Source organism: Streptomyces sp. NPDC093094, assembly GCF_044754345.1.
Classification (GTDB): Bacteria; Actinomycetota; Actinomycetes; order Streptomycetales; family Streptomycetaceae; genus Streptomyces.
The window spans coordinates 160,305-184,523 of record NZ_JBIVOX010000004.1 but is presented as its reverse complement, the minus strand read 5'-3'; the positions used below and the strand labels follow the sequence as shown (position 1 = coordinate 184,523).

The 24,219-nt window shown below is 72.6% G+C and carries 22 protein-coding genes; 11 read left to right on the top strand and 11 right to left on the bottom strand.

Annotated elements, in window-relative coordinates:
* Positions 1–105 precede the first annotated feature (105 nt).
* Together ACIQGV_RS09480 and ACIQGV_RS09475 are read right to left on the bottom strand one after the other, a co-directional pair.
* Complete coding sequence (locus ACIQGV_RS09480; protein ID WP_402492701.1) at positions 106–432, bottom strand: plasmid stabilization protein; 327 nt, start codon at positions 430–432, stop codon at positions 106–108.
* A gap of 174 nt (positions 433–606) precedes the next feature.
* A complete protein-coding gene (locus ACIQGV_RS09475) occupies positions 607–1,767 on the bottom strand; it encodes a glutathione-independent formaldehyde dehydrogenase (protein WP_402492699.1) in 1,161 nt (386 codons plus the stop codon).
* Between the two features lie 170 nt (positions 1,768–1,937).
* On the opposite strand from ACIQGV_RS09475, the gene ACIQGV_RS09470 reads away from it, so the two are divergent.
* From ACIQGV_RS09470 to ACIQGV_RS09445, 6 genes are all read left to right on the top strand, one after another.
* A complete protein-coding gene (locus ACIQGV_RS09470) occupies positions 1,938–3,464 on the top strand; it encodes an FAD-dependent oxidoreductase (protein WP_402492698.1) in 1,527 nt (508 codons plus the stop codon).
* Positions 3,465–3,469: 5 nt separating this feature from the next.
* Positions 3,470–4,138: an HAD family hydrolase gene (locus ACIQGV_RS09465; protein WP_402492696.1), complete on the top strand. Its 669-nt coding sequence runs from the start codon at positions 3,470–3,472 to the stop codon at positions 4,136–4,138.
* A 451-nt stretch (positions 4,139–4,589) separates the two neighbouring features.
* Complete coding sequence (locus tag ACIQGV_RS09460; RefSeq protein ID WP_402492695.1) at positions 4,590–4,931, top strand: STAS domain-containing protein; 342 nt, start codon at positions 4,590–4,592, stop codon at positions 4,929–4,931.
* A gap of 117 nt (positions 4,932–5,048) precedes the next feature.
* Positions 5,049–5,831 carry an MEDS domain-containing protein gene (locus ACIQGV_RS09455; protein ID WP_402492693.1) on the top strand — a complete coding sequence of 261 codons (783 nt, stop codon included), beginning with the start codon at positions 5,049–5,051 and terminating at the stop codon, positions 5,829–5,831.
* Positions 5,828–6,781: an anti-sigma factor RsbA family regulatory protein gene (locus ACIQGV_RS09450; protein WP_402492692.1), complete on the top strand. Its 954-nt coding sequence runs from the start codon at positions 5,828–5,830 to the stop codon at positions 6,779–6,781. Before ACIQGV_RS09455 ends, ACIQGV_RS09450 begins: the two co-directional genes overlap by 4 nt.
* A 183-nt stretch (positions 6,782–6,964) precedes the next feature.
* Positions 6,965–7,342 carry an STAS domain-containing protein gene (locus ACIQGV_RS09445; protein WP_402492690.1) on the top strand — a complete coding sequence of 126 codons (378 nt, stop codon included), beginning with the start codon at positions 6,965–6,967 and terminating at the stop codon, positions 7,340–7,342.
* Positions 7,343–7,698: 356 nt separating this feature from the next.
* Here ACIQGV_RS09445 and ACIQGV_RS09440 read toward each other — a convergent pair whose 3' ends face one another.
* Positions 7,699–8,859 (bottom strand): hypothetical protein, encoded by a 1,161-nt coding sequence (locus ACIQGV_RS09440; protein ID WP_402492688.1) that lies wholly within the window; start codon positions 8,857–8,859, stop codon positions 7,699–7,701.
* Positions 8,860–8,962: 103 nt separating this feature from the next.
* On the opposite strand from ACIQGV_RS09440, the gene ACIQGV_RS09435 reads away from it, so the two are divergent.
* The 3 genes from ACIQGV_RS09435 (at position 8,963) to ACIQGV_RS09425 (ending at position 13,875) form a co-directional block, all read left to right on the top strand.
* Positions 8,963–9,574: a DinB family protein gene (locus ACIQGV_RS09435; RefSeq protein WP_402492686.1), complete on the top strand. Its 612-nt coding sequence runs from the start codon at positions 8,963–8,965 to the stop codon at positions 9,572–9,574.
* Positions 9,575–10,476: 902 nt separating this feature from the next.
* Positions 10,477–12,645 (top strand): discoidin domain-containing protein, encoded by a 2,169-nt coding sequence (locus ACIQGV_RS09430; protein WP_402492684.1) that lies wholly within the window; start codon positions 10,477–10,479, stop codon positions 12,643–12,645.
* A gap of 138 nt (positions 12,646–12,783) precedes the next feature.
* Positions 12,784–13,875: a DUF1996 domain-containing protein gene (locus ACIQGV_RS09425; RefSeq protein WP_402492683.1), complete on the top strand. Its 1,092-nt coding sequence runs from the start codon at positions 12,784–12,786 to the stop codon at positions 13,873–13,875.
* Positions 13,876–13,990: 115 nt separating this feature from the next.
* Here the strand turns inward: ACIQGV_RS09425 and ACIQGV_RS09420 are convergent, their stop codons facing one another.
* The 3 genes from ACIQGV_RS09420 to ACIQGV_RS09410 all read right to left on the bottom strand — a co-directional run bounded on the left by ACIQGV_RS09420 (position 13,991) and on the right by ACIQGV_RS09410 (position 19,492).
* Positions 13,991–15,034, bottom strand: a complete 1,044-nt coding sequence (locus tag ACIQGV_RS09420; RefSeq protein WP_402492682.1) for a LacI family DNA-binding transcriptional regulator — start codon at positions 15,032–15,034, stop codon at positions 13,991–13,993.
* 49 nt (positions 15,035–15,083) lie between these two features.
* A complete protein-coding gene (locus ACIQGV_RS09415; protein WP_402492680.1) occupies positions 15,084–17,519 on the bottom strand; it encodes a glycoside hydrolase family 3 C-terminal domain-containing protein in 2,436 nt (811 codons plus the stop codon).
* 656 nt (positions 17,520–18,175) lie between these two features.
* The gene (locus ACIQGV_RS09410; protein ID WP_402492679.1) at positions 18,176–19,492 is read right to left on the bottom strand and encodes an ABC transporter substrate-binding protein; all 1,317 of its coding nucleotides are present in this window, start codon (positions 19,490–19,492) and stop codon (positions 18,176–18,178) included.
* A gap of 627 nt (positions 19,493–20,119) precedes the next feature.
* Between ACIQGV_RS09410 and ACIQGV_RS09405 the strand changes: the two genes are divergently transcribed.
* Together ACIQGV_RS09405 and ACIQGV_RS09400 are read left to right on the top strand one after the other, a co-directional pair.
* Positions 20,120–20,842: a dienelactone hydrolase family protein gene (locus ACIQGV_RS09405; protein ID WP_402492678.1), complete on the top strand. Its 723-nt coding sequence runs from the start codon at positions 20,120–20,122 to the stop codon at positions 20,840–20,842.
* A 324-nt stretch (positions 20,843–21,166) separates the two neighbouring features.
* A complete protein-coding gene (locus tag ACIQGV_RS09400; protein ID WP_402492676.1) occupies positions 21,167–21,568 on the top strand; it encodes a VOC family protein in 402 nt (133 codons plus the stop codon).
* 60 nt (positions 21,569–21,628) lie between these two features.
* Here the strand turns inward: ACIQGV_RS09400 and ACIQGV_RS09395 are convergent, their stop codons facing one another.
* The 5 genes from ACIQGV_RS09395 to ACIQGV_RS09375 all read right to left on the bottom strand — a co-directional run bounded on the left by ACIQGV_RS09395 (position 21,629) and on the right by ACIQGV_RS09375 (position 23,807).
* Positions 21,629–22,291, bottom strand: a complete 663-nt coding sequence (locus ACIQGV_RS09395) for a class I SAM-dependent methyltransferase (RefSeq protein ID WP_402492674.1) — start codon at positions 22,289–22,291, stop codon at positions 21,629–21,631.
* Positions 22,292–22,369: 78 nt separating this feature from the next.
* Positions 22,370–22,645, bottom strand: coding sequence for a hypothetical protein (locus tag ACIQGV_RS09390; protein WP_402492672.1), 276 nt, complete (start codon positions 22,643–22,645; stop codon positions 22,370–22,372).
* Between the two features lie 55 nt (positions 22,646–22,700).
* Positions 22,701–23,051: a hypothetical protein gene (locus ACIQGV_RS09385; protein WP_402492671.1), complete on the bottom strand. Its 351-nt coding sequence runs from the start codon at positions 23,049–23,051 to the stop codon at positions 22,701–22,703.
* Positions 23,032–23,478 (bottom strand): MerR family transcriptional regulator, encoded by a 447-nt coding sequence (locus ACIQGV_RS09380; protein WP_402492670.1) that lies wholly within the window; start codon positions 23,476–23,478, stop codon positions 23,032–23,034. Before ACIQGV_RS09380 ends, ACIQGV_RS09385 begins: the two co-directional genes overlap by 20 nt.
* Complete coding sequence (locus tag ACIQGV_RS09375) at positions 23,475–23,807, bottom strand: hypothetical protein (protein WP_402492669.1); 333 nt, start codon at positions 23,805–23,807, stop codon at positions 23,475–23,477. The genes ACIQGV_RS09380 and ACIQGV_RS09375 overlap by 4 nt, the downstream gene beginning before the upstream one ends.
* Positions 23,808–24,219 lie beyond the last annotated feature (412 nt).

Below are 24,219 nucleotides of genomic sequence, written 5' to 3'. Positions count from 1 at the left end.
ACGATGCCAGGTCGAGAAGCACCGCGCCGTGCGACGCTCCGGATCATTCCCTCTGCGGCCACGGCCGACTCCTTTGGACCGACGCGTTGTGGGACGCGCCGCGCGTCACCGTCCGAGGGCGTCCGCCAGCTGCTTCTTCGACATCGAGGAGCGGCCGTGGATGTTGCGCTTCTTCGCCTCTTCGTACAGCTGGTCCCTGGTAGGTCCCTGCGCCCCGCTGTGCGAGCGCTGCCCGCCGCGCTGGGACGCGGACTTGGGGTCACGGGTCGAGGTCCTGCTCGCCGTCCTCGACTCCCCCGCCCTCGCCCGTTCCTTGTTGACGGTCCGCGCGGCGATCTCCTTGGCCCGTCCGGCGGACTCGCCCCGGTCCTGGGCGCTCTCCTTGATGTGTTCGTACTGTCGTTCGCGCTTGGAACTCGATCCGGCAGGCATTCCGTTCCTCCTCGCGTCAGGGACGACCGGGCCGCCGGGCCGCGGGTGCTCCGCCGTCCCTGCGGTCGCGCCGCGGCTCGGACCGCCGAGGGGATCCGGCCCCTCGGCCGCCTCTCGTGCCGTGCACCGGTCAGGACGACGGGTTCCCCGAAGCGGCCGTCCGATGCGGCCGTCTCAGCCGTGGCCGTCGGGGTGCAGGACCACCTTGGTCCAGCCCTCGTCACGGTTGTCGAAGTGTGCGTAGGCCGACGGCGCCTCGTCGAGGCTCAGTTCGTGCGAGACGATGAAACCGGGCTCGGCCCTGCCGGAGGCGATCAGGTCGCGCAGGGCGCGGTTGTACCTCTTCACCGGAGCCTGGCCGGTGCCCATGCGCTGGCCCTTGAACCACATCAGCCCGTAGTCGAACGGAATCCTGCCCTGGGCCGCCAGTTCGCCCTGGGCCTCGGCGGCGCCGGGGTCCTCCGGGAGGAAGACGCCGACCACACCCAGAGAACCGGTGAAGCGGACGCTGTCGATCAGTCCGTTCAGGGTGAGGGCCGCGTCCTCCTGTCCGCCCGGGTCGTGGGCCTGGTAGCCGACGCACTCGCAGCCGTTGTCGGCGCCGAGCCCGAGCGTGGCCTCCTTCACGACTTCGGCCGGGTCCTCCCTGGTCGTGTCGATCGCGACGGCGCCGATCTCCTCGGCCTTGCGCAGCCGGTCCTGCTGGTGGTCGGCGACCCACACCCGGCCGGCGCCCCTGAGCATCGCCGAGTACGCGGCCATCAGTCCGACCGGCCCGGCACCGTAGACGAGGGTCTGGTCGCCGGGGGAGACACCCGCCATCTCGGTGGCGTGATAGCCGGTCGGGAAGACGTCGGCGAGCATGACGTAGTCGTTCTGCCGCTCGACGGCGTCCTCGCCCAGGCGCAGGGCGTTGAAGTCGCCGTAGGGGACGCGCAGATATTCGGCCTGGCCCCCTTGGTACGGCCCCATCTCGGCGAATCCGTAGGCGGCTCCGGCCAGCGAGGGTTCCGGCTGCATGGTCAGGCAGTAGTTGGTGAGACCTTGTTCGCACTGCTTGCAGAAACCGCAGGCGACGTTGAACGGCAGGACGACGTGGTCGCCGACCTCGACCTTGCTGACGGCGGAGCCGACCTCGACCACTTCGCCGAGGTTCTCGTGCCCCATGCTGCGGCCCGTCTCGAAGGACGTACGCCCCTCGTACATGTGCAGGTCCGAGCCGCAGATGTTGGTGGTGGTGATCTTGACGAGGATGTCGCAGGGGTGCTCGATCCTCGCGTCGGGCACCTCCTTGACGGTCACGGTACGCGGTCCTTCGTACACGGCGGCCTTCACGGTCTCTCCTTCCGCGCCACTGCGGCCCGCTCGACCGGGGCGGCTGGGGCGGCTGACGCTGTCCGTGGCGGGTCCCCGCGTACGAATCGCGCGAAACCGCCTGAAAGCACCCTTCGGTGCCGTGCGTCGGGTCGCGCGTGTCACTCCGGCAGGACGGGCACTCGGCAGCCATGAACGCTCAGCAGGAACTCCCGGGGTCGTACTGGCTCGAAACCGCGCCGGGCGGCGAGCCCGCTCCCCCGCCGTCCCGCGACCTCGCCGTCGACGTCGCGGTGGTCGGCGGCGGCATGGCAGGACTCAGCACGGCGTGGGAGCTGGTCCGGCGCGGTCACGAGGTGGCCGTTCTGGAGGCGGGCCGGATCGCGGGCGGGGTCACCGGCCGCACGACGGCCAAGCTGACCGCGCTGCACACCCTCGTGTACGACCGTCTCCGCCGCACCCGCGGCCGCGAAGGCGCACGGCTGTACGCCCACTCGCAGTCGGCGGCGATCCGCCGTGCCGCCGAGACCGTCGAGGAAGTGGGGATCGAGTGCGCCTGGGAGGAAGCGGCGGCCTGCACGTACGCCGAGGATCCGCGGCACGTCCCGCAGCTCCGGGCGGAAGCCGAGGCGGCGCGCGAGGCCGGTCTGCCGGCCGGGTTCGTCACCGGCACAGAACTGCCCTACCCGGTCGCCGGAGCGGTGCGGGTGACCGGCCAGGCGCAGTTCCATCCCGTGAAGTACCTGCTCGGCCTGACGGAGGAGCTGCGTCGGCGCGGCGGCATCGTCCACGAGGGGACCCGCGTCACCGGCCTCACCGAAGGCACACCCTGTGTCCTGACGACCGACGCGGGTGTGCGGGTGCGGGCGCGCGAGGTCGTGGTCGCCACGCACCACCCCGTCTTCGACCGGGCGCTGCTCTTCACCCGGCTCTCCCCGCGCCGCGAACTGGTCGTCGCGGGAACCCTCGGCGCGGACCGGGCCCCGCGCGACATGTACATCACCACCGAGCAGAACACCCGGTCCGTGCGCAGCGCGCCCCACACCGACGGCACACGTCTGCTGATCGTCGCCGGGGAGCACTTCACCCCCGGCACCGCCGACGTCGAGGAACGCTTCGGCCGTCTCGCCGCCTGGGCCGAGAGCCGCTTCCCGGGGCTGGCTCTCAGCCATCGCTGGGCCACCCAGGACAACGACTCCACCGACTCCGTCCCCCTCGTCGGACCGCTCCACCCGGGCAGCCACCACGCCTACGTGGCCACGGGATTCGGCGGCTGGGGCCTGAGCGGCGGCATCATGGCGGGCGAGCTGATCGCCGACCTCGTCGAGGGCCGGAAGCCCGAGTGGGCGGACCTGTACGACCCGCGCCGGCTGGGCTCCGTGGTCCGCGAGGGATGGTCGTTCCTGAAGAACCAGGCCCATGTGGCCCAGCACTTCGTCGGCGACCGGCTGCCGTCCGTGACGACGCCCTCTCCCGAGGAGCTCGCACCGGGGGACGGTGCCGTCCTGCGGGTGGGCGGGCACCGGTACGCCTTCCACCGGGACGGCGGCGGCCTGCTCCACGCCGTCTCGGCCCGCTGCACCCATCTCGGCTGCATCGTCGCCTTCAACCGCGCGGAGCAGGCATGGGAATGCCCCTGCCACGGCTCCCGCTTCGCCCCGGACGGCCGTGTCCTCCAGGGTCCCGCCGTCCGGCCGCTGGAGAAGCGAGAGGTCTGACCGCCATGGAACGGGCAGCCGTGTTCGACGTCGACGGGACCCTCGCCGACACCAATCATCTGCATGTGGTCACCTGGTGGGAGGCGTTCCGCCAGGCCGGGCACGCGGTGCCGACGCACGCGATCCACCGGGCGATCGGCCTCGGATCCGAGGACCTTGTCGCCCATCTGCTCGGGGAGGACGGCAAGGCGCCCCCGGCCCCTGACGAGGTGCGGGACCTCAGCACCGCCCACAAGGTCCTGTACGCCCAGTACTTCGGGCGGCTGACCGCGCTGCCGGACGCAGGACGCCTGCTGCGGCGGCTGGCCGACGACGCCTGGACGGTCGTCCTGGCCACATCGGCCGGGGACGACGAACTGTCCGCGCTGCGGCGGGCGATCGACGCGGACGACGCCGTCGAGGCGACGGCGAGCGCCGACGACGTCTCCGCGGGCAAACCGGCACCCGAGCCCGTCGAACGGGCACTGGAACTGGCCGGCGTACCGGCGGAACGCGCCGTGTTCGTCGGCGACACCGTGTGGGACATGCAGGCGGGCACCCGCGCCGGGGTGCCGTGCGTGGCCCTGCTGTGCGGCGGCGTCGCCCGCGCGGACCTGGAGAAGGCCGGTGCCGACGCCGTTTTCGACGACCCGGCCCATCTGCTCTCCGAGCTGGCGCGCAGTCCGTTCGCCTGACAGCGTCGTCATGTCCGCTGTGCCGGGGCACTCGTGCGGCACGGCCGCGCTCGCCCGCCGGTTCCGCCGCCTCCGGGAGGCGGGCACCGGAGCGCCTCGGCCCACAACGGCCTCCGACGTGGATCCCGGACCCTTCGGCGGCCGGCACCGTCGAGTCCGGCCGGTCATCGCTCCCGAACCGGCCGGGCGGCGGGAGGCGGGCCGACCGGGCGGCGGGAGGCGGGCCGGCCGGGCGGCGGGAGGCGGGCCGGCCGGGGGCGCGGCATCTGTGTCACGCTGCAAGGACAACCAGCCTGGTCCGGTGGGAGACCCCGCGCCGCCCCGACGGCCCGTACCGTGGCCGGGACGCGGTACGGGTTGCCCTGCCCGGCTGTACGCGGCCCCACGCCGCGTGCTTGACGCCTCCCTGCCGGGGCGTGATGGGCTCGACCCCGGATTCGGGGGGCGGACCATGAACGGCCTCACCACCACGACCCAGCACCACCCCCACCGCACGGTCATCACCGTCGCCGGGGACATGGACCGCAGGACAAGCGCCGAGATCGCCCGGACCACGTCCCTCGTCCTGCCCGGATGCGTCCTGCTGCAGATGGACCTGTCCGACGTCTCCTTCATGGACTCCAGCGGCCTGAACCTGCTGCTCAAGCTGCGGCGCCACCTCCAGGCCCAGGGCGGCTCCCTCAGCGTCACCGGCCTCCGGCACCAGCCCGCCCGGCTGCTCATGCTGACGGAGACCTACGAACTGCTCGCCGCCGGCACCGACGGCGAACACGACGAGACCTCCCCCGCCTGAGCCGGCCGCCCTGCCCGCAGCCGGGCCCGAGGGCGGCCGGGGATGCGCTTCGCCCCGCCCTGAGGGCCGGGGGACCCTCGTAGGATCAAGGGTGGGAGGAGAAAGCGAGGGAGAGTGGTGAGAGCGCCGCGGATGCTGGCCACCCTGGACGAGGTCGACGCCGGCGACCACGTCTGCCAGGTGCTGGGCCGTACCGACGACGTCATGGGCCGCAGCCTGTCCTTCGTCGCCGACGGGGCGTTGCACGGCGACAAGGTGGTGATCGTCGGCCCCGGCCTCCGGGCGGGAAGCGGCTACGGAGAGCTCGTGCTCGACCCCGCCCGGCTGGACGGCTCCCTCCTCTCCGCCGTGCGCCGCGAGGCGGCCAACGCCGACCGGGAGGGCTTCCGCTCGCTGCGCGTGCTGCACCATGTCAGGCCCGGCGACCGGGCGGACCGGGACCCGCAGTGGCTGCGCAGTGAACTCGATCTCGAGGAGTTCGCCGCCGACACCGGAGCGATGGTCGTCTGCGCCTACAGCGGTGCCGGCCTGGACCTCTCCGTTCTGCATCAGATCGAATGTGTGCACCCCCACCGGGTGGGCGGCCGGGCGGTGCCCCCGGCTTTCCGTGTGTACCGGAGCGGGAAGGAGGGCTGGACGACGGAGGGGGTCGTCGACAGCGACGGGGCGGCGGCCTTCGGCGCCGTGCTGTGCACGCTCCTGGCCCGGACGGCGACCGTGCGGCTGCTCTGTCACGCGCTGGAGTTCTTCGACGCCGCCGGCATGAGCGCCCTGGCCGACGCCGCCAGGCACCTTCCGGATCGCAAGGTGATCCTGGAGGGCACCAACGAGACCGTGCGCTTCGCCTGGGAGCTGTCCGGCTTCGCGATCCCCGACATCCCGGTGGTGATGACGCCGTGACCTCCCCCTCCACGTCCGCAGCCACGCCCGGCGGGGACTACCGGCACGAGCTGTACCCGTACTCCGGGCCCGACGAGTTCGTCCAGGGCACCGCGGGGTTCATCCAGGAGGCGCTGGACGGGGGCGAGGCGGTCGTGGTGGCCGTCTCCCAGGAGAAGGCATCTCTGCTGCGCGCGGCGATCCGCAGGGACGACGCGGTGCGCTACGTCGACACGACCGAAGTGGCGCACCATCCCGGCCGGCTCATCGGGGCATGGCAGCGATGGATCACGGAGCAGGCGTCGGACGGGCGGCCCGTCCGCGGTATCGGCGAGTCGCCCTGGGACAAGGTCCGCAGCCGCGCCGAGGCCGACGAGCTGCGCTACCACGAGTGGCTTCTCAACATGGCCTTCGCCCAGGGCCCCGCCTGGTGGCTGCTGTGCCCCTACGACATCGCCCACGAGCAGGCGGCCCTGCCGCAGATGGCCCGTTGTCACCCCGAGATGCGCACGGACGGGCGGACCGCGGCGTGCGAGGACTACGATCCTCGGGTCCCGTACGCGTTCACGCCGTTCACGGCCCCCTGTGATCCGTACGACGAGTTCCCGTACGCGAGCGGTGATCTGCCCGCCCTGCGGGACAAGATCGCCGCTTGCGCCGCGGAACACGGCCTGGCCGGCCGGCGCCTGAGAGAACTGCACCTGGCCGCCACGGAGGTGGCCACCAACAGCATCCGGCACGGCGGTGGGCAGGGTGTGCTGCGCACATGGGGCGAGGAGGACCGGCTCGTGTGCGAGTTCCGCGACGCGGGCCACCTGGACAATCCCCTGGCCGGGCGGACGATGCCCAGCCCCGGCCAGTCGGGCGGACGCGGTCTGTGGCTGGTCCATCAGCTGTGCGACCTCGTCGAGATCCGGTCCGCACCGGACGAGGGAACCACGGTGCGCCTCCACACCCACCTGCCCGGCTGATCCCGCCGCCCGGCCGGCTGCCGGTCCCCGACGACGACCGGCATGGTCCGCACCGGACCGGGCAGGCGGTGAGGGCGGGACGGCAGGTGCTGGTACGGCGCGGCCGGACGAGGGAGGACCCGCGGGCAGAAGTGCCGCGGCGACCGGGATGACGAGGACGGTACGGATGGGAGCATGTCGTCCATGCTGACTGTGGCGATGCGGCGAGCGGACATCGCGGTGGCACAGCTGCCGGAGGAGGTCGACTTCGACAACGCCGCCTGCGTCCGCGCCCAGTGCGAGGACCTGATACGGCAGGGCTGCCGCCGGCTCGTCCTGGACGCGTCCGAGGTGCGCTACCTCGACTCCTCGGGCATCAGCATGATCGTCTCGCTGTTCCACGCGCTCAGCGGCCTTGCCGGCACTCTGCGCCTGGCAGCCGTCGACGACCACTACCAGCAGGTGTGGCGCATCCTCGGTCTCGACGGCCTGCTTCCGCTCTCCGCCACGGTGGACGAGGCTCTCGGCGCCCTTGTCACGGGCTCCGGGCTCCCCGAGAGCGAGGTCCCCGGCCGGGCATGACGGCATGTCCGGCCGGGGGCCGGAGCGGCCCGGGCCCCCACGGGGCCGAGGAGCTCGGGCCCCCACGGGGCCGAGGAGCTCGGGCCCCCACGGGGCCGAGGAGCTCGGGCCGACACCGCCCGCCCGGCCGGCCGGACACCGCCGGGCGCCGGGCGCCGCCGGTGTGCCGGAGGAGGCCGGGGACCGCGCGGCGGCCCTCGGCGGCGCCACCGTGGCCGGGAGACTCGACCGTGACATCGATGTCGCCGTGACCTGCCGGTCGCGGGCATCGAAGCCACGGCCGGGCCGCGGTGGCGCCGGGACTCCTCCGGCCGAACGGGCTGCGGCAGTCGCCTCGGGCCGTCCTGTCCGGCGGGTCAGCCCGCGGCGGGACGCGTCGCGCTCACCGTGGCGGGACGCGACTTGGAGCCACCGCTGTAGAGGGCGACCAGGCGGTAGTAGGTCGTGACACCCGGCTGGGCCGAGGCGTCCGGGTACGACACCTTGTCATGACCGGACGGCCCGCCGCCGATGTCGCCCGGCCGGCCAGGCTCGCCGGCACCGTTGTACGTGCCCAGCAGCGTGAAGCCGCTGCCCGGGGACGTGGACGACCAGATCTCGAAGTCGTCGACGCCGTACTGCCAGGTCCACTTCAGCTGGTTGCCGTCGGCCTGCCCGGCCGCCGTGACCACGGTCGCCTTGCCGCACGACACCTTGGAGACGGTGTCCGGGCCCGGCACGGTGACCTTGTAGAGGCGCTGACGGCCGTTGGGGTCGAGCCAGCGGGTGCTGAGGGTCCTGCCCGAGGGGATCGACGCGGCCAGGCCGGCTTCCACGTCGGTGTAGAAGAGTTCGCTCTCCGAAAGGAAGTCGGCGGTGAGAGTGTCGGCGGTCGCCTTCGGCCAGCTCACGGACTGCCGGCTCAGGACCGACGGCGTCTTGCGCGGCGTCTCGGCGAACGTGCGGATGCCGTCGGCCGCCACGTCCTCGAACGGCGCCAGGTGGTGCCGGTCGACCTTGAACGCGATGCGCCGGGTCAGCTTGTAGCCGCCGACGGAGTCCCGCCTGCAGGTCAGCGTGGAGGCGGTGGCGACCGGGACGGTCGGCCGGTAGGCGCCGCCGTCGTTGCGGGTGCCCTTCATCGACGCGTTGCCCAGGCTCCACATCTTGCCCGTGGTGCGCTTGTGGAAGGCGCAGCGGATGTAGGTGGTGTTGTACTTCTTGGCCTGCGCGTGGTTGGGGTAGAGGGTCACGACGCCGACGTTCTTCAGGGAGGCGTTCTTGGCGAGGCCGAGAAAGGTGCGGGCCTGCGCCGTGCAGAACGGCACGGCGGTCTTCTTGGCCCAGGCCGCCGGCGTCGCGCTGTTCGTGGGCACCTGACCGACCGACGCCCACGCCTTCTTCGTCGCGTAGAACTCAAGCGCGTGCGGCTGGGTGCAGGCGGTCTTCACCAGGTAGGTGTCCGGGTCCGCGGAGCTCGCCGTCCAGTAGTCCTGACGGAACCGCGGGACGGTGTACGGCGGGGGGCTTGTACTCAACCGTGCCGGTCCGGCCTTCCGGCCCATGTACGTGAGCCAGGAAGGGGCAGTAGAGTCCGACTGAAACTTTCTGCAAAGAATTGCACTCCGAGAGGGCCCAGCCATGCCGGGATTCGCCCCGCCCGCCGCCGACGAACGCACGGCGCTGACCGCCTACCTCGCCCACCAGCGGCGCGCGCTCCGTGTCACGGCGTACGGCTTGACGGACGATCAGGCCCGCACGGCGGCCCCCGTCGGCGAGCTGAGCATCGGCGGGCTGATCAAGCATGCGGCGAGGTGCGAGACCTTCTGGACCGACCTCGTTCTCCGGCAGCGGCGTGGGCCGCAGCGCAAAGCGGACGAGTCCGACGCCGACGAGTTCCGGCTCGCCCCGGACGAGAGCCTGGCCGACGTCCTGGCCGCGTACGCCGAGGCGGCCGAGCGGACCGACGCGGTGATCGCGGGGATCCCGGATCTCGGGCAGGCCGTTCCGGTGCCGCGGGGTCTTCCGTGGTTCCCCGAAGAGGTCGGGGAATGGTCGGTCCGCTGGGTCCTGCTCCACCTGATCGAGGAGACGGCGCGGCACGGAGGTCACGCCGACCTCATCCGCGAGAGCCTCGACGGCGCCACCCTCTACCCGCTGCTCGCCACGGCCGAGGCGTGGACCGACCCGTGGTTCCAGCCGTGGGAACCCGCGCCCGCAGACCTCGGCCCGCAGCAGGCATCGGCCGACTGATCCTGACGCGCCCCCGGCGGGCCACCCCGCCCCCGCCGAGGATGCTTCCCTGCCCCTCGTCCCTGCCCCTCGGGCAGCGGATGCCCCCGTCGCCCCGTCGAGCCACATCAGCAGGCGTCGCCTCTCGCCGGCCTCCGCCGAAGAAGCCGGCGAGCGCCTGGGGCGAGGGGGCGGCGCGAGACGGAGGAGGCCCCGTCGGCCGCCCGCCTGCTGACGCAACTGCCGTTCGCGGCGCGGCGCCGTTCGCGGTGACCGTTTCGCTCCAGGGGTGACGGCCGGGGCGACGCCGTTCTCCGGCCGGGTGGTCGAGGGCCCCGCTCGCCCCGGCCCCACGGATCTCGCCCGGCCCCGCGAGCTCTCGCCCCGGCCCCGCGGATCTCGCCCGGCCCCACGAGCTCCCGTCCCGACCCCACGGACCCTGCCCCGGAAGGGCAGCCGCGGCCGGTACCGGCCTCCGTCGGCGTCGATGTTACAGGAGAGCGCTCTCCGGCGACATGCCCGCCGACGCCTTCGCGCGTCGGCCCGGGCTGCGGCGACCACGCCGTCGACGACACCGGAATCTCCCCGCACCCGTCGGCACCTCCACGGTCTCCGCAGCCCCCCTCCCCACTCCGACCTGCACCGATCAGCTCCTCGGACATGACCGCGCCCGCGGCCTTTCCACCCCGAGGGGCCGAGCCTCGCCCCGCCGGAGCCCCGTACGACGCAGCCGCCCGGCAACGCGGACCGGCCGCGCGCTCCAGGGGCACCGACCCTCCGCCACCCCTTCGAAAACGCCCTGCAATCAGAACGGTTGACCCAGGAAACATTGACAGGCCCACAACTGCACGACACTCTCTGGGAGAGCGCTCTCCCAGATTGGCACGGTGCCGTCCGAACTCCCCACTCAGCCAGGAGCCCCAGTGTCCAGACCCCCTCTCGCCCCCGGCCGCCCACGAAAGGCCGCGCTGCTCGTCACACTCGGCGCCCTGCTGGCGTCCTCCTTCTCAATCGCGGCGGCACCGGGCGCGGCGGCCGCCGACACCCTGCTGTCCCAGGGAAAGCCCGTCTCCGCCTCCTCCCAGGAAGGAGACGGCTACTCCCCCTCGGCGGCGGTCGACGGCAACCTCACGGGCACCCGGTGGGCGAGCCAGTGGAGCGACCCGCAGTGGATCCGCGTCGACCTCGGCCAGGTGTCCGACCTCAGCCGCGTCGTCCTCACCTGGGAGTCCGCCTACGGCAGGGCCTATGAGATCCAGGCGTCCGACAACGGCACCGACTGGCGCACCCTGAAGACCGTCACCGACAGCGACGGAGGCACCGACGACCTGGCCGTCTCCGGTTCCGGCCGCTATGTGCGCATGCTGGGTACGGCGCGGGCCGGCGGTTACGGCTACTCGCTGTGGGAGTTCCAGGTCTACGGCTCCGCGGGCGGCACCCCTCCCGCGCCCGGGGGCGCGGTCAAGGTGACCGGTTCCCAGGGCAACTGGCAGCTCCAGGTGGGCGGTCAGCCGTACACCGTCAAGGGCTTCACCTGGGGTCCGTCGATCGCGGACGCCCCCAGATACATGCCCGACCTGAAGTCCATGGGCGTCAACACCGTCCGCACCTGGGGCACCGACGGCTCCACCAAGCCGCTGCTCGACGCCGCGGCGGCCAACGGCATCCGGGTGATCAACGGCTTCTGGCTGCAGCCGGGCGGCGGCCCGGGCAGCGGCGGCTGCGTCAACTACGTCACCGACACGACGTACAAGAACAACATGCTCACCGAGTTCGCCAAGTGGGTCGACGTCTACAAGAGCCACCCGGGCACGCTGATGTGGAACGTGGGCAACGAGTCCGTCCTCGGACTGCAGAACTGCTACAGCGGGACCGAGCTGGAGGCGCAGCGCAACGCCTACACCACGTTCGTCAACGACGTCGCCAAGAGGATCCACTCCATCGACCCGGACCACCCGGTCACCTCGACCGACGCCTGGACCGGGGCCTGGCCGTACTACAAGCGCAACGCCCCGGACCTGGATCTGTACGCGATGAACTCCTACGGCGACATCTGCGGCGTCCAGGAGGACTGGCGGCAGGGCGGTTACACCAAGCCCTACATCATCACGGAGGGCGGACCGGCCGGCGAATGGGAGGTCCCCGACGACGCCAACGGTGTCCCGGACGAACCCACCGACGTCCAGAAGGCCGACGGCTACACCAAGGCGTGGAACTGCGTCACCGGTCACAGGGGTGTCGCCCTGGGAGCCACTCTCTTCCACTACGGCACCGAGCACGACTTCGGCGGGGTCTGGTTCAACGTCCTGTCCGGCGGTCTGAAGCGGCTGTCCTACTACACGGTGAAGCGCGCCTACGCGGGCTCCACGGCCGGGGACAACACCCCGCCCGTCATCAGCAGCATGACCGTCTCACCCGCTTCGGCGGCACCGGCCGGAGGGGAGTTCACCGTCCGTGCCGACGTCCGCGACCCGGACAACGACCCGGTCACCTACAAGATCTTCCTCAGCGGCAACTACGCCACCGGCGACAAGGGCCTCGTCGAGGCGAAGTGGCGGTCCACCGGGAACGGCACCTTCGCCGTCACCGCGCCCGAGAAGCTCGGCGTGTGGAAGGTCTACGTCGAAGCGCAGGACGGGAAGGGCAACGCCGGCATCGAGACGAAGTCGGTCAAGGTCGTCGCCCCGCCCGTCAGCGGGACGAACGTGGCGCTGAACAAGCCCACCACCGCCTCGTCCTACCAGGCCCAGTACGGTGACTGCCCCTGCACCGCCGCCAAGGCGACGGACGGCGACATGAACACCCGCTGGGCGAGCGACTGGAGCGATCCGCAGTCGATCCAGGTCGACCTGGGCGCACCCACCGCCATCCGCAGACTCCAGCTGGTCTGGGACCCCGCCTACGCCCGGTCCTACGAGGTCCAGGTCTCCGACAACGGCACGAACTGGCGGTCGGTGTACTCCACCACCACCGGCAACGGGGACGTCGACACCCTCGACGTCACGGCGACCACACGCCATGTCCGCCTCCAGCTGACCGCGCGCGGCACCGGCTGGGGCTACTCCCTCCACGAGTTCGGCGTCTACAGCTGACGATCCGGACCTCCATGACGGGTGGCGGGGCCGGCCGCTCGGCCCCGCCACCCCGGCACCACCGCACGGGAACCCACCACACCGGTCGCGCGGCGTCCGCACGCGCACGCGACACCACCCCACGGGCAGGAGATCCCCATGAGATCGAGTCCGAAGCGGCTCTCCGCACTCCTCGTCAGCACGGCCCTCATCGCCGGCGCCCTCGGCATCGGCACGATCGCCCGGGCCGCCGACCCGAGCGACGGCGCCCCGCCCGCCGTCGCTGCGGCCGTCAACCACACCGGCCACCGGATGGCCGCCTCCACACAGGCCTCGGGCGACGACGCCGACGGGGACGGCTACATCCCGGCCGTACCCCAGGTCACCGGCGTCGTCCCCTCCACGGCCACCCCGCCCCCGGCCTACCATCACGAGTTCCAGGCCGGCTGCTCCGTCACCCACACCGCGCCGGACGACCCGATCGTCTACCCGGGCCAGTTCGGCAAGTCCCACGACCACACGTTCATGGGCAACACCTCCACCAATGCCGCCAGCACCACCGGCTCGCTCTACGGGGGGAACACCACCTGCAAGGCGCCCGCGGACGCCTCCGCGTACTGGATGCCCTCGCTCTACAAGGGCGACCAGAAGATCCTGCCCGTGGGCCCGCAGGTCATCTACTACAAGGCGGGCGTGACCGACTACCGGAGCGTGCGGCCCTTCCCCAAGGGGCTGCGGTTCGTCGTCGGCAACCCGATGCAGACCGCCCAGGAGTTCCGGTCCCACAAAGGGTTCGTCGAGGGCTGGGAGTGCGGTGACAGCTTCTTCAACACCGACATCCCGGCGAGCTGTCCGAGTCGGCCCGACGTCCAGCTCAACCTGCGCATGCAGGCCCCCAGCTGCTGGGACGGGAAGTACCTCGACACCCCGAACCACCAGGGCCACATGGCCTACACGGTGGTCAAGCCCGGCACCAACGACAACATGTGCCCGGCCTCCCACCCGGTCGCCCTGCCCATGATCGAGTTCAAGATGGCGTGGCCTGTCAACGGCGACATGAGCCAGGTCCGCCTGGCCAGCGGCCGCGGCTACTCCTTCCACTACGACTTCTTCAACGCGTGGGAGGAGCGCACCCTCAAGGCCCTTGTCGACCACTGCATCGTCGGCGGCCTGCAGTGCGACACCCGGGGCTTCGACCTCTACCGCCCCGAACGCGGTGCCGTCCTGAACGAGGACCACCGCCTGCCCTGACGGCTCCTGAAGCTCCGATCCGGCCCGCTCCGCGCCTCCTGACCAGGCGGGGGCGGGCCTCTCCGTTCCGTCGCCCCGGCCGCACACGGCAACGGCGCGGGGCGGGGCGGCGCGGCTATGCCGACTCGCGTACCACCAGTGCCGGTTCGAAGATCAGCGACGTGGGCTCCTCGCGGGTGCCCTCGATGTGCTCCTGGAGAATGCGGGCCATCGCGGCCGCCATCTCCTCCATCGGCTGGCGGACCGTGGTCAGCGGGGGGCGGCAGGTGCTCGCCGTGACCGAGTCGTCGAAGCCGACCACCGCCACGTCCTCCGGCACCCTCCTGCCGTGCTCCCCCAGTGTCTGGCACACCCCCTGCGCCATCAGGTCGTTGGCCGCGAAGACTCCGTCGATGTTCGGGTGCTCGGCCAGGAGACGGGCCATCGCGGCCGCGCCGCTGTCGTGCGTGAAGCGGCCCTCGGCTATCGGGATGTACGGGTGACCGCGGCGTGCCATGGCCTCCTGGAAGCCCGCCAGCCGGTCCTGGGCGGCAGGCAGGTCCAGGGGGCCGCTCACGGTCGCGGCACGCCGGCACCCACGGGCCAGCAGGTGCTCGGCGGCGAGCCGTCCCCCGTCCCGGTGGGCGAGGTCGACGTAGCTCACCGGGGTCACCAGCGCGGGCCGGGCGAAGAGCACACACGGCAGGCCCTCGTCCGCGAGGAGGCCGGGCAGCGGATCCTCGGCGTGCGTGGAGAAGATCAGCGCGCCGTCCGCGCTGCCCTGCCGCAGATACGTCACCACCTGCTGCCTGGATGCCTCGGTCTCGGCGAACATCAGCACAGGGTGCATCGACCGCGGCCGCAGGAAACCGATCACTCCGCTGACCACACGCCCGAAGAAGGGATCCGCGAAGACCCGGGCCGCGAAGGCGGCCTGATCGTCCTCGGACCCCCCGTCGCTCGAACCGGAGACGACCAGCGCAACGGTCTCGGCCCGCCGGGTGACCAGAGAACGCGCAGCCCGGTTGGGCATGTAGCCGGTGCGGTCGATCGCGCCTCGCACCAGGTCCTGGATGGCGGGGTCGACGTTGCGGATGCCGTTGATGACGCGGGAAACGGTGGCGCGCGAAACGCCCGCCTCCCGGGCGACGTCCTCCAGCGTCGGCAGTTGTCTGGCCATGGCCGGTAAGCCTACCCGCCCGCCACCAGGCGGTGGAGCGCTCTCCGGCTCAGGAACCGTGCTCGACGCGCACGGTCGCCGACAGCAGCAGATCTCCGGCCGATCTGCCGGCCAGCACCCGCCACACCCCGGCCTCGGTGCGCCATGCGGCGTCCGCCTCGGACCAGTGCCGCAGGGCCCGGGCGTGCACATCGATCCGCGCGGTCACCAGCTGGCCCGGTCCGGCCTCCACCGCCGCGTAGCCGGCGAGCCATCGCACCGGCCGCTCCAGGGGCGAGCCGGGTTTGGCCAGGTACACCTGGACGACCTCACGTCCCCGGCGGGTGCCGCTGTTGCGGACGTGGACGCGAACCGTCAGGGAGCCGTCGTCGTGCGTGACCTTCGGAACGTCGAGCCGCTCGTAGTCCCACGTCGTGTAGCCCAGACCGTGCCCGAACCAGTAGGCGGGCGCCCGCCCGGCGCGCAGCCAGGCACGGTAGCCGATGTGCAGTCCCTCGGCGTACTCCAGCACACCGTCCTCGGGCCGGGTCCTGACCACCGGAGCGTCGGCGAGGGAGGCCGCCCAGGTGGTCGGCAGGCGTCCGGCCGGCTCGGTCCGCCCGAGCAGCACGTCGGCCAGGCCGGCTCCCGCCTCCTGGCCGGGAAACCAGCACAGCAGCACGGCGCCCACGTCCTCGCGCCAAGGGAGCTCGACCGGACCGCCCGCGCTGACGACCACCACGGTGCGAGGGTTCGCCCGGGCCACGGCGCGCACCAGGTCGTCCTGTCCGCCCGGCAGCGCGAGACCGGCACGGTCGTGGCCCTCGGACTCGTCCTCCTCCGTCGTGCCGACGAACACGATCGAGACGTCGGAGTTTCGCGCCGCCTCGACCGCCTCGGCCAGCGCCAGTTCCGGGGTCCGGACAGGCGGCTCGGCGGTCACCAGGACGGCGCGGCCCGCGCCGGGAACCAGTTCACGGCGTGCCACGACGTGTACGTCCCCGGTGCCCTCCAGACGCAGACGGCCGTACCGGCAGGGCGGGTTGACATGGACCACGGCCGGGTCGTCGGTCTCCCGGCGGACCGTGGCGTCCACCACGGAGAGGCCGTCCACCGTGAGCGTCATGGGCCCGAAACCGCCCACGCCGAACGTCCACTCGCCGCTCTCGGTGGGCGACAGCAGGGCACTGACCTCTACGCGGTGGGTACCCGGAGGCACAGGCGGCTCCAGCTGGCGTCCGGACCAGCGGTGTTCGGCGTGGAGTTCGTTCCCCTGCTCGTCGAGCGCGCGCACCAGCACCCCTGGCCTGCCGCTTCGGGGGTCCCGGCACCGCGACCGGTCCAGGGGCAGGGGCGGGGAGCCGGGATCGGGGCCTGGCGCGTGGACGACGCGCACGCTCTCCCCCAGGGCGTCGCGTACGCCTGCCAGCGGGGGGACGACATGGTGCGGGTACACGCCGGCGCTGCCGCCGCCCTGGACGCGCGGCCGGGTGGCGGGCGCCCCGATCACGGCGACGGTTTCGAGGGCGGCGGGATCCAGCGGCAGCAGACCGTCGTTGCGCAGCAGCACCGAGCCGGCGGAGACAGCCCGCCGGACCAGTTCCCGCGCGTCGCCGGGGTCCGGCGGCGCGACGGAGGCGTGCCGGGGCGCACCGAGCACGCCGACCCTGTCGGCGAGCCGCAGGACGCGGCGGGCCTTGTCCTCGACGGCCTCCGGGGGCACCGTGCCCTCACGCACCGCACGGACCAGCGCCTCTCCCCAGACGCCGTCCGGCCCGGGCATCACCAGGTCGTGGGCGGCGAGTGCCGGAGCCAGGGTGGTGCGCACAGCTCCCCAGTCGGACACGACGACGCCGTCGAACCCCCACTCGTCCTTCAGCGGCGCCGCCAGCAGGGGGCTCGCGGTCATCGTGGCTCCGTTGACGGCGTTGTAGCCGGCCATGACGAGCCACACCCCGGCGGCCACGGCAGCCTCGAAGGGAGCCAGGTAGACCTCCCGCAGGACGCGGTCGGTGACGCGGACGTCCACGGTGAGCCGTTCGGTCTCGGAGTCGTTGGCGACGTAGTGCTTCGCCGCCGCGGCGACACCGTGCGCCTGGATGCCACGGATCAGCGCGGCACCGGTCCGGCCTGTCAGTTCCGGGTCCTCGGCGAAGCACTCGAAATGGCGGCCGCCCAGCGGTGACCGGTGCAGGTTGAGCGTGGGGGCCAGAACCACATGCACCCCCTTGCGGCGCGCTTCGGCCGCGAGCAGGCTCCCGAGCCGTTCCACCAGGGCGTCGTCCCACATCGCCGCGAGAGCGGACGGCGAGGGCAGCAGCAGAGAGGTGCTCCGTTCGTCCCAGGACTCTCCCCGCACTCCCACGGGGCCGTCCGAGATCACCATCTCTCCCAGACCGACGGCGGGTTCGGAGACCGTGCGCCAGGTGGTCGCGCCCGTCAGAAGGCGCACTCTCTGCCGCAGGTCCAGCTTTTCGAGCAGTCGTGCACGTTCTTCTTCGGTCATGCGTGTCTGCCTCCTCGGCCACCCATTATGGGAGAGCGCTCTCCCAAGGATTCCGAGGGAAGGAGAGGAATGTCAATGAGGCCCGGCGATCATCGTGGGCTCGGCGGCTTCATCACGAGGCCGCCGCGGCGAGAAGACACGCGCCGTGCCGGGCAGACCATGACCGATCGGACCCCCTACGGTGCCGGACCGAGCCGAAGCGGCCGGGGGCGGTCTCCGGTGCCGGACCGGCGGGCCGCCGTGGGCGCGGACGGACGGCGCGGGCCGCCGTGGGCGCGGCCGGACGGCGCGGGCCGCCGTGGGCGCGGGCAGATCGGATGCGGACCGCCGTGGGCGCGGGCAGATCGGATGCGGACCACCGCGGGCGCGGGCAGATCGGATGCGGACCACCGCGGGCGCGGGCAGATCGGATGCGGACCACCGCGGGCGCGGGCAGACGGCGCGGGCCCGCGCCCACGGGTACGGGCGCGGCAGGCCGAAGACGCGAGAGCGCCCCGGCCTGAAGGCCGGGGCGCTCTCGAAGGATCAGAGGCAGGGCCCTGCGATGCGGTGGACCCGCCCGGGGCGGCGCGGGCCTCGCGCCGCCCCGGGGGCACCCTTCCGCATGGCCGGCGCCCCGGCCCGCGGGACTGCGGTCGTGCCCGGGAGAGCGTCGCTCACTGCTGGGGCATCTGCTGCTGGGCCTCGGTGAGTTCGGCCTTGACCGACTCGGTGGTCACCGGCTTGCCGTTGGCGGCGGCGGCGAACAGGTTCTTGACCGCGGTACCGACGAGGGTCTCGAACTGCGCCTCGTTGGGCACCTGCGGGAGCGGCGCCGCGCTGGTGGCCAGGGTGTCACGCAGGACCTTCAGCTCGGGGCGGTCGAAGGCCGGGTCGTTCTGCGCGGCCTTGACCGGCGGGATGGAGCCGTAGGCGGCACAGAGGATCTTCTGCTCGGCGTCGCTGGTCATGAACTTCACGAACTCCATGGCCCCGTCGAGGTTGTCGGTGTTCTTGAAGACGCCCATGTTGATGCCCGAGACCATCGAGTTGACGGCCTTGCCCTGGCCGGGGGTGCCCGACTGCACGGGGACGGGGGCGACGCCCCACTCGTCGTCGCTCATGCCCTGGGACTTGAACGTGGAGGCAGCGGCCTGCCACAGGACCATCGCGGTACGGCCCTTGGCGAAGTCGCCCAGCGACTGGTTCTGGGCGTACTCGGCGTTGCCCGTCGCGATGACCTTGTCCTTGGCCATGAGGTCCACGTACTGCTTCACCGCGGCGACGGCTCCGTCCGAGGTGAAGTCGGGCTTGCCGTCGGCGGTGAAGAAGTCGGCTCCGTGCTGCTTGCCGAGGACGAACACCTGGTGGATGTTGTTGGAGAGGTTCGAGCCCTCCGCCCCCAGGCCGGCCTTGCCGTTCCCGGTCAGCTTCTTTCCGGCGGCCACCAGCTCGTCCCAGGTCGCCGGCGGCTTGGCGACGCCCGCGTCGGCGAGCATCTTCTTGTTGTAGTAGAGCGCGTAGGACATCGAGTAGAGCGGCACGGCGGCGGGGTCCTGGCCCTGTGCGCCGGCGGAGCCGAGGGCGGCCTCCAGGAACCGGTCCCTGCCGCCGATCCTGGAGAAGTTCTCCTCGTTCCAGGGCAGCAGCGCACCGGTGGCCTGCAGGGAGGCCGACCAGGTGTTGCCGATGTTGAGGACGTCGGGGCCCTGCCCGGACGTCGTGGCGGTCATGATGCGGTTCAGCAGGTCGGACCAGGGGACGACCTCCAGCTTCACCTTGATGCCTGTCTGCTGCTCGAACTTCTTCAGTTCCGGCGCGAGGACCTTCTTGTCGGCCTCGATGTTCGGCCCCTGGTTGGACGCCCAATAGGTGAGGGTCTTCGGCGACTCGTTGGAACCGCCCTCGTTCGAGGAACCGCCTCCGCACGCGGTCGCGGTGGCGAGGAGAGCGACGGCGACCGCACCACTGGCTACGGCTCTGTATCTGCGCATGGCTCCAGGTGTCCCTTCCGGAGGAGCGAGAAGCCGGAGAGCGGGCGGCACGCGCTGCCTGCCCGAACGTCACCCTCACGGCTTAATTTAGAACGTGAGTGAAGCGGCCGCCGAGCGACGGAGTCAAGAGGCAGCACCACGCCGATCTCGGTGACATCGCGGAACGAAGAAGCCGAAGCGCCTGCACGAACCGTGCCGTACAGTCACTGACCTGCGACGCAGCAACTGCGCTGCGGATTGCAACGGTTGTGTTTCGGAGGGCCCGCGAGCGGGCGGGAACCCGGCCCCTCCTCCGGGCCGGGCGCAGCCACCCTCAGCGACGTCGCCGGCGGGACACCTGTCCGGGCGGAGCTCCTCGGAGCCTCTCGGCGCACTCTCCCGGTGAGCCCGTATGTCGAGGTGCGGTGCGGCCCGCCGGGAGCGGCTCCGTGACATCCGGGCACGGAGCCACCGCAGAAACCTGTTTGGCGGACCACCGGGGCCGCTGCTACCTTCCGGGAAGCCGTGCGAGAGAACGAGGAGGTGGTACCCGTGAACACATCGACATGGGTGCTCCTCTCCGGGGTCACGGTCGGGCGATAGGTCGTCCGGGAGCGCCGTTCACGAGCACTCCCGAAAGGCACGACCATGCGATTCACTTCCGAGCAGCGCCTCGACGACGGCGTCCTCGAACGCGCATTCACCCTCGGCGAGATCCCCGGCACCCTGTGGACGTCTGGATCCGCACCGGCCCCGCTGGTCCTGATGGCCCACAACAACGGCCTGCCCAAGGCGGACCCCCGGCTGGTGGCCCGGGCCCGGTACACCGCGGCGCGCGGCTACGCGGTGGCCACCATCGACGCCGCCGGGTGCGGTGACCGGCCCCGCTCCGCCGCCGACGAACAGGCCCGCGCCGACCTCCGCCGTGCGATGCAGGCCGGCGAGCCGGTCGACGAGATCTTCGAGTCCTTCATCGGCCCGCTGGTCGAGAACGCGGTCCCGGAATGGCAGACCACTCTGGACGCCCTCCTCGAACTGCCCGGGATCGGCGGCCCGGTCGGGTACTCCGGGGGGTGGACCGCCCTCGGCATCCGGCTGGCGGTGGCCGAGCCGCGCATCGCGGCCGCCGGCTTCTTCGCCGGGGGGTACGTGCCCCGCGCCCAGCGCGAGGAGGCCCGGCAGGTCACCGTCCCGCTGCTGTTCCTGCTGCAGTGGGACGACGAGGGCAACCCCCGGCAGCGGGCCCTGGACCTGTTCGACTCCTTCGGCAGCAAGGAGAAGACGCTGCACGCCAATCCGGGCGGGCACACCGGCACCCCGTGGTTCGAGCTGGAGGACGGGTGCCGGTTCCTGGACCGGCACCTGAAGTGAGTCCGGGCCGTCGGACCGCCGGCAGCCGGTGAGCGGGCCGGCCAGGACACCGCTCGTCGAGGAGGGCCGGGCCCTCCTCGACGGCGGTGGCCGGCAGATGCACCACCGCCCCGATCCCGGCGGTACCGGCGAGGGCCGGCGCTCGGCCACCGACGCCCTGACGGCGACTCGGATCCGCCTGCCACGCCCGGCAGGAGTCCGCTTCCTGGCCGGCCCGGAGGGCGGAGGGTCCACGGAGGAGCCCCGGCGGGCCCGGTCCTGTCCACGAGGAAATGCCCTCCACGGCCTGTGCAAGCCGCAGGAACTCGTAGATCCTTGCTCCCCGTGACCGATACGACGAGCGCAACCACGTGGCCCGCAGAGATCAGCGCCATCACCCTGTTCACGGAGGATCTGGAGGCCACGAAGGAGTTCTACCGTGACGTGTTCCGCCTTCCGGTGACTTTCGAGGACGACGACTCGGCCGTCTTCAGCTTCGGGAACACCCTCATCAACCTGCTGAGGTCCACCGCGGCGCACGAGCTGATCAGCCCCGCGCACATCGCCGCTCCGGACGCCGGCTCCCGCATGCAGCTCACTCTCCCCGTGGACGACGTGGACGCGATGTGCAAGGACCTCACCGCCCGCGGCGTGACGCTGCTGAACGGCCCGATGGACCGGCCCTGGGGGATACGTACCGCCGGCTTCCGCGACCCGGGCGGCCACATCTGGGAGATCGCGCGGTGACCGCGGCCGCGTCCGCCGCCCGGACGCCGTGGACGGTGACGTCCGGTACGGGTACCGCGGTCAGCGGGGCAGCGTCTGGGTGACGCGCCACAGGCGGCGGGGCAGGTCGCCCTCCTCGAAGGGGTGGATCTCGTTCAGGGTCCAGCCGTCGGCGAGGGCGTCGACCAGGGCGCAGTCGAAGAAGTGGACGGCGAAGCCGCCGTGTTCGTAGATGTCGTCGCCGTGGGCGGTGCCGGCGCCGTAGTGGGCGTCGCCGGTGTGCCGGACGGTGTGGACGAGGACGCCGCCGGGCCGCAGGACACGGCGGATCTCGCCGACCGCCGTGCGGATCTCCTGCGTGGACAGGGCCATGCACAGCAGCATGTGCGCGAAGACCGCGTCCACCGAGGCGTCCGGCAGCGGCAACGGATCGCGGACGTCGTGCAGCACGGTGGTGACCCGTTCGGCCACGCCTCGGGCCCGGGCCGCGTCGCGCAGCTGTTCCAGCCCGGCGGGACTGAAGTCGGCGGCCCGGACGGTGAATCCCTGGCGGGCGAAGTACAGGGCGTCGCGGCCGTGCCCGGCGCCGAGCTCCAGCACGTCCCGGGCTCCGGCCGTGCGGAACACGCCGGCCGCGTGGACGGCCGGGGCGGAGGGCTGCTCGCCGTACATGCCCGGGTGGGCGGTGTAGGTGTCCTGCCAGTGCCGTCGCTGGGTCTCGGTCAGGTCCTGCTCGTCCGTCACGGTCTTTCCGTTCCCTCTGGTGCCCGGGGAAGTCCGGGTGTACCGCCGCCCGGTCGGCGGCGGGGGGCGCGTCCACGGTCACGGCCGTCTCGCGGGGCGCACCAGGGCTCCGACGGCGTCGTGGCGGCCGGGCCGGCGGCCGTCGGCGATCCCGCCCCGGGCGATCGGCCCGGCCCCGAAGATCCCGCCGTACGCGGCCAGGATACGGCCGAAGCCACCGTCGGGCCGGAGGCGACCACCGCTGCGGTGCAGGCCAGGGCGACGGCACCGATCCGGATCCGGTCCCCGTGCTCGCGGATGCCCGGCCGGACCGGCCGGGCGCCGCCGGTCCCGAAAGGGGCGGCGCCCGCACACAGGGGGGCGGCGGCACGCGGGGCGACGGAGGGAGCGACGGTCGTACCGGCCGGCCCTACCGGCGGCCCGTGCAGCCGGTCTTCGTCGGGCCGGTGTCCGCCGCGCAGCCGCACCCGTCCTCACCCGCGCTCTTCGGTGAACAGGAGCGGGAGCCGCGGCGCTGCCCGTACCACCAGGTGCCGGCCGCGAGTACGGCCAGGACGACGGCGAGGGCGGGCAGCCGGCCCACCACCGTCCCGGCCCCGGCCCCGGCCCCGGCCCCGGCCCCGGCCCCGGCCCCGGCCCCGACGACGCCCGCCGTGATCAGGACGGGCAGCGCGCAGCAGGCCGCACAGGCCAGCGCGGCCAGAGCCCCGAGTGCCTTCGGGGCACGGTGCGGGCGTCGGTCAGCAGCAGGGGCCGACATGGCGGTTCTCCTCGGCGAGGCCGGTGAAGGGGATGGGGCAGCACGTGCTGGACGCGCAGACGGTCAGGTCGTCGCAGCCCGCCTCCAGGGCGGCGGCCAGGGCGGTGCGGATGGTGGTGAGGTCGGCGATCCTCGCGTCGACCTCGGCGAGCTTGGCCGCGGCCCGGTCCTGGAGCCCGGCCACGGGGCGGCCGTGCCGGTGGCGGCCGGCCTCCAGCAGTTCGGCGACCTCCTCCAGCGTGAACCCGAGCCGCTGCGCGGCCTTGATCACCCGCAGCACGGTCACCGCGTCCTCGCCGTACAGGCGGTGGCCGCCGTTGCTGCGTTCCGGCTCGGCCAGCAGGCCGCGCCGCTCGTAGTAGCGCAGCGTCTGGACGTTCACCCCGGCCGCCTCCGCGACCTGCCCGCTGCGCAGGCCCGCGCTCACCGCTGCTCCCCGGCGGCGGTCCGGGCCGCGAGGGCGTCCAGGACCGCCAGGTGCGCCCGGTCCACCGAGACGTCCAGATGGATCAGGTCCTCGTCGGCAGTGGCGGTGAAGGTGAAGAACGAGCAGCATCCGCTCTCGCGCCCCGTCAGGTCACGGACCCGCTCCTCGACGCCCTCGCCGGCTGCCAGGACGAGACGCAGGCGGAGCGGCTGCGGCCGGGACAGCGAGGTCAGCCGCTCGGACAGCAGCGCGTCCCACTCCGCGACCCGCAAGGGCCGTTCCTCGGTGGGCAGCGTGCAGGACCACGGCACCCATGCAAGATCACTCATAGCCTTCACTCCCGTCGTCGTGTCCCTGTGGAGGGGGCACCTCCGACGCTAGACCTGTACCTGGGTACCGTTTGCAAGCCCGGGTGTCGACGGGCTGCGGCCCGGGAGGGGCGGAGCAGCGATCCACGCCGGGCGGCGCAGCCGTACCCTGTGGTGGCGCCGTTCCCGGCCGGGGTCCGGGCCGGGCCGACGGTCTGTCCGCCGGAGCCGCTCGTGGCCGTCCGCCGCCACGGGCCCTGACCGGGCGGAAGCCGATCACGCGGTCAGCCCGTCGGCGCGCAGCCCGGCGACGGGGAAAGAGCGGGCGCGGGAATTTCCTCCGGCCGTCGTACGGCATCGGCAGGCGGTCCCGGTCGACGCTGTGGTGTTCCGGCTCATTCGATCGAGGTAGCCGGGACGGACCCCTGGAAAA

Coding starts and splice junctions, on each gene's coding strand:
- ACIQGV_RS09480 (WP_402492701.1), bottom strand. CDS start 432: ATGCCTGCCGGATCGAGTTCCAAGCGCGAACGACAGTACGAACACATC.
- ACIQGV_RS09470 (WP_402492698.1), top strand. CDS start 1,938: ATGAACGCTCAGCAGGAACTCCCGGGGTCGTACTGGCTCGAAACCGCG.
- ACIQGV_RS09465 (WP_402492696.1), top strand. CDS start 3,470: ATGGAACGGGCAGCCGTGTTCGACGTCGACGGGACCCTCGCCGACACC.
- ACIQGV_RS09460 (WP_402492695.1), top strand. CDS start 4,590: ATGAACGGCCTCACCACCACGACCCAGCACCACCCCCACCGCACGGTC.
- ACIQGV_RS09445 (WP_402492690.1), top strand. CDS start 6,965: ATGCTGACTGTGGCGATGCGGCGAGCGGACATCGCGGTGGCACAGCTG.
- ACIQGV_RS09435 (WP_402492686.1), top strand. CDS start 8,963: ATGCCGGGATTCGCCCCGCCCGCCGCCGACGAACGCACGGCGCTGACC.
- ACIQGV_RS09425 (WP_402492683.1), top strand. CDS start 12,784: ATGAGATCGAGTCCGAAGCGGCTCTCCGCACTCCTCGTCAGCACGGCC.
- ACIQGV_RS09420 (WP_402492682.1), bottom strand. CDS start 15,034: ATGGCCAGACAACTGCCGACGCTGGAGGACGTCGCCCGGGAGGCGGGC.
- ACIQGV_RS09415 (WP_402492680.1), bottom strand. CDS start 17,519: ATGACCGAAGAAGAACGTGCACGACTGCTCGAAAAGCTGGACCTGCGG.
- ACIQGV_RS09410 (WP_402492679.1), bottom strand. CDS start 19,492: ATGCGCAGATACAGAGCCGTAGCCAGTGGTGCGGTCGCCGTCGCTCTC.
- ACIQGV_RS09405 (WP_402492678.1), top strand. CDS start 20,120: ATGCGATTCACTTCCGAGCAGCGCCTCGACGACGGCGTCCTCGAACGC.
- ACIQGV_RS09385 (WP_402492671.1), bottom strand. CDS start 23,051: ATGTCGGCCCCTGCTGCTGACCGACGCCCGCACCGTGCCCCGAAGGCA.
- ACIQGV_RS09375 (WP_402492669.1), bottom strand. CDS start 23,807: ATGAGTGATCTTGCATGGGTGCCGTGGTCCTGCACGCTGCCCACCGAG.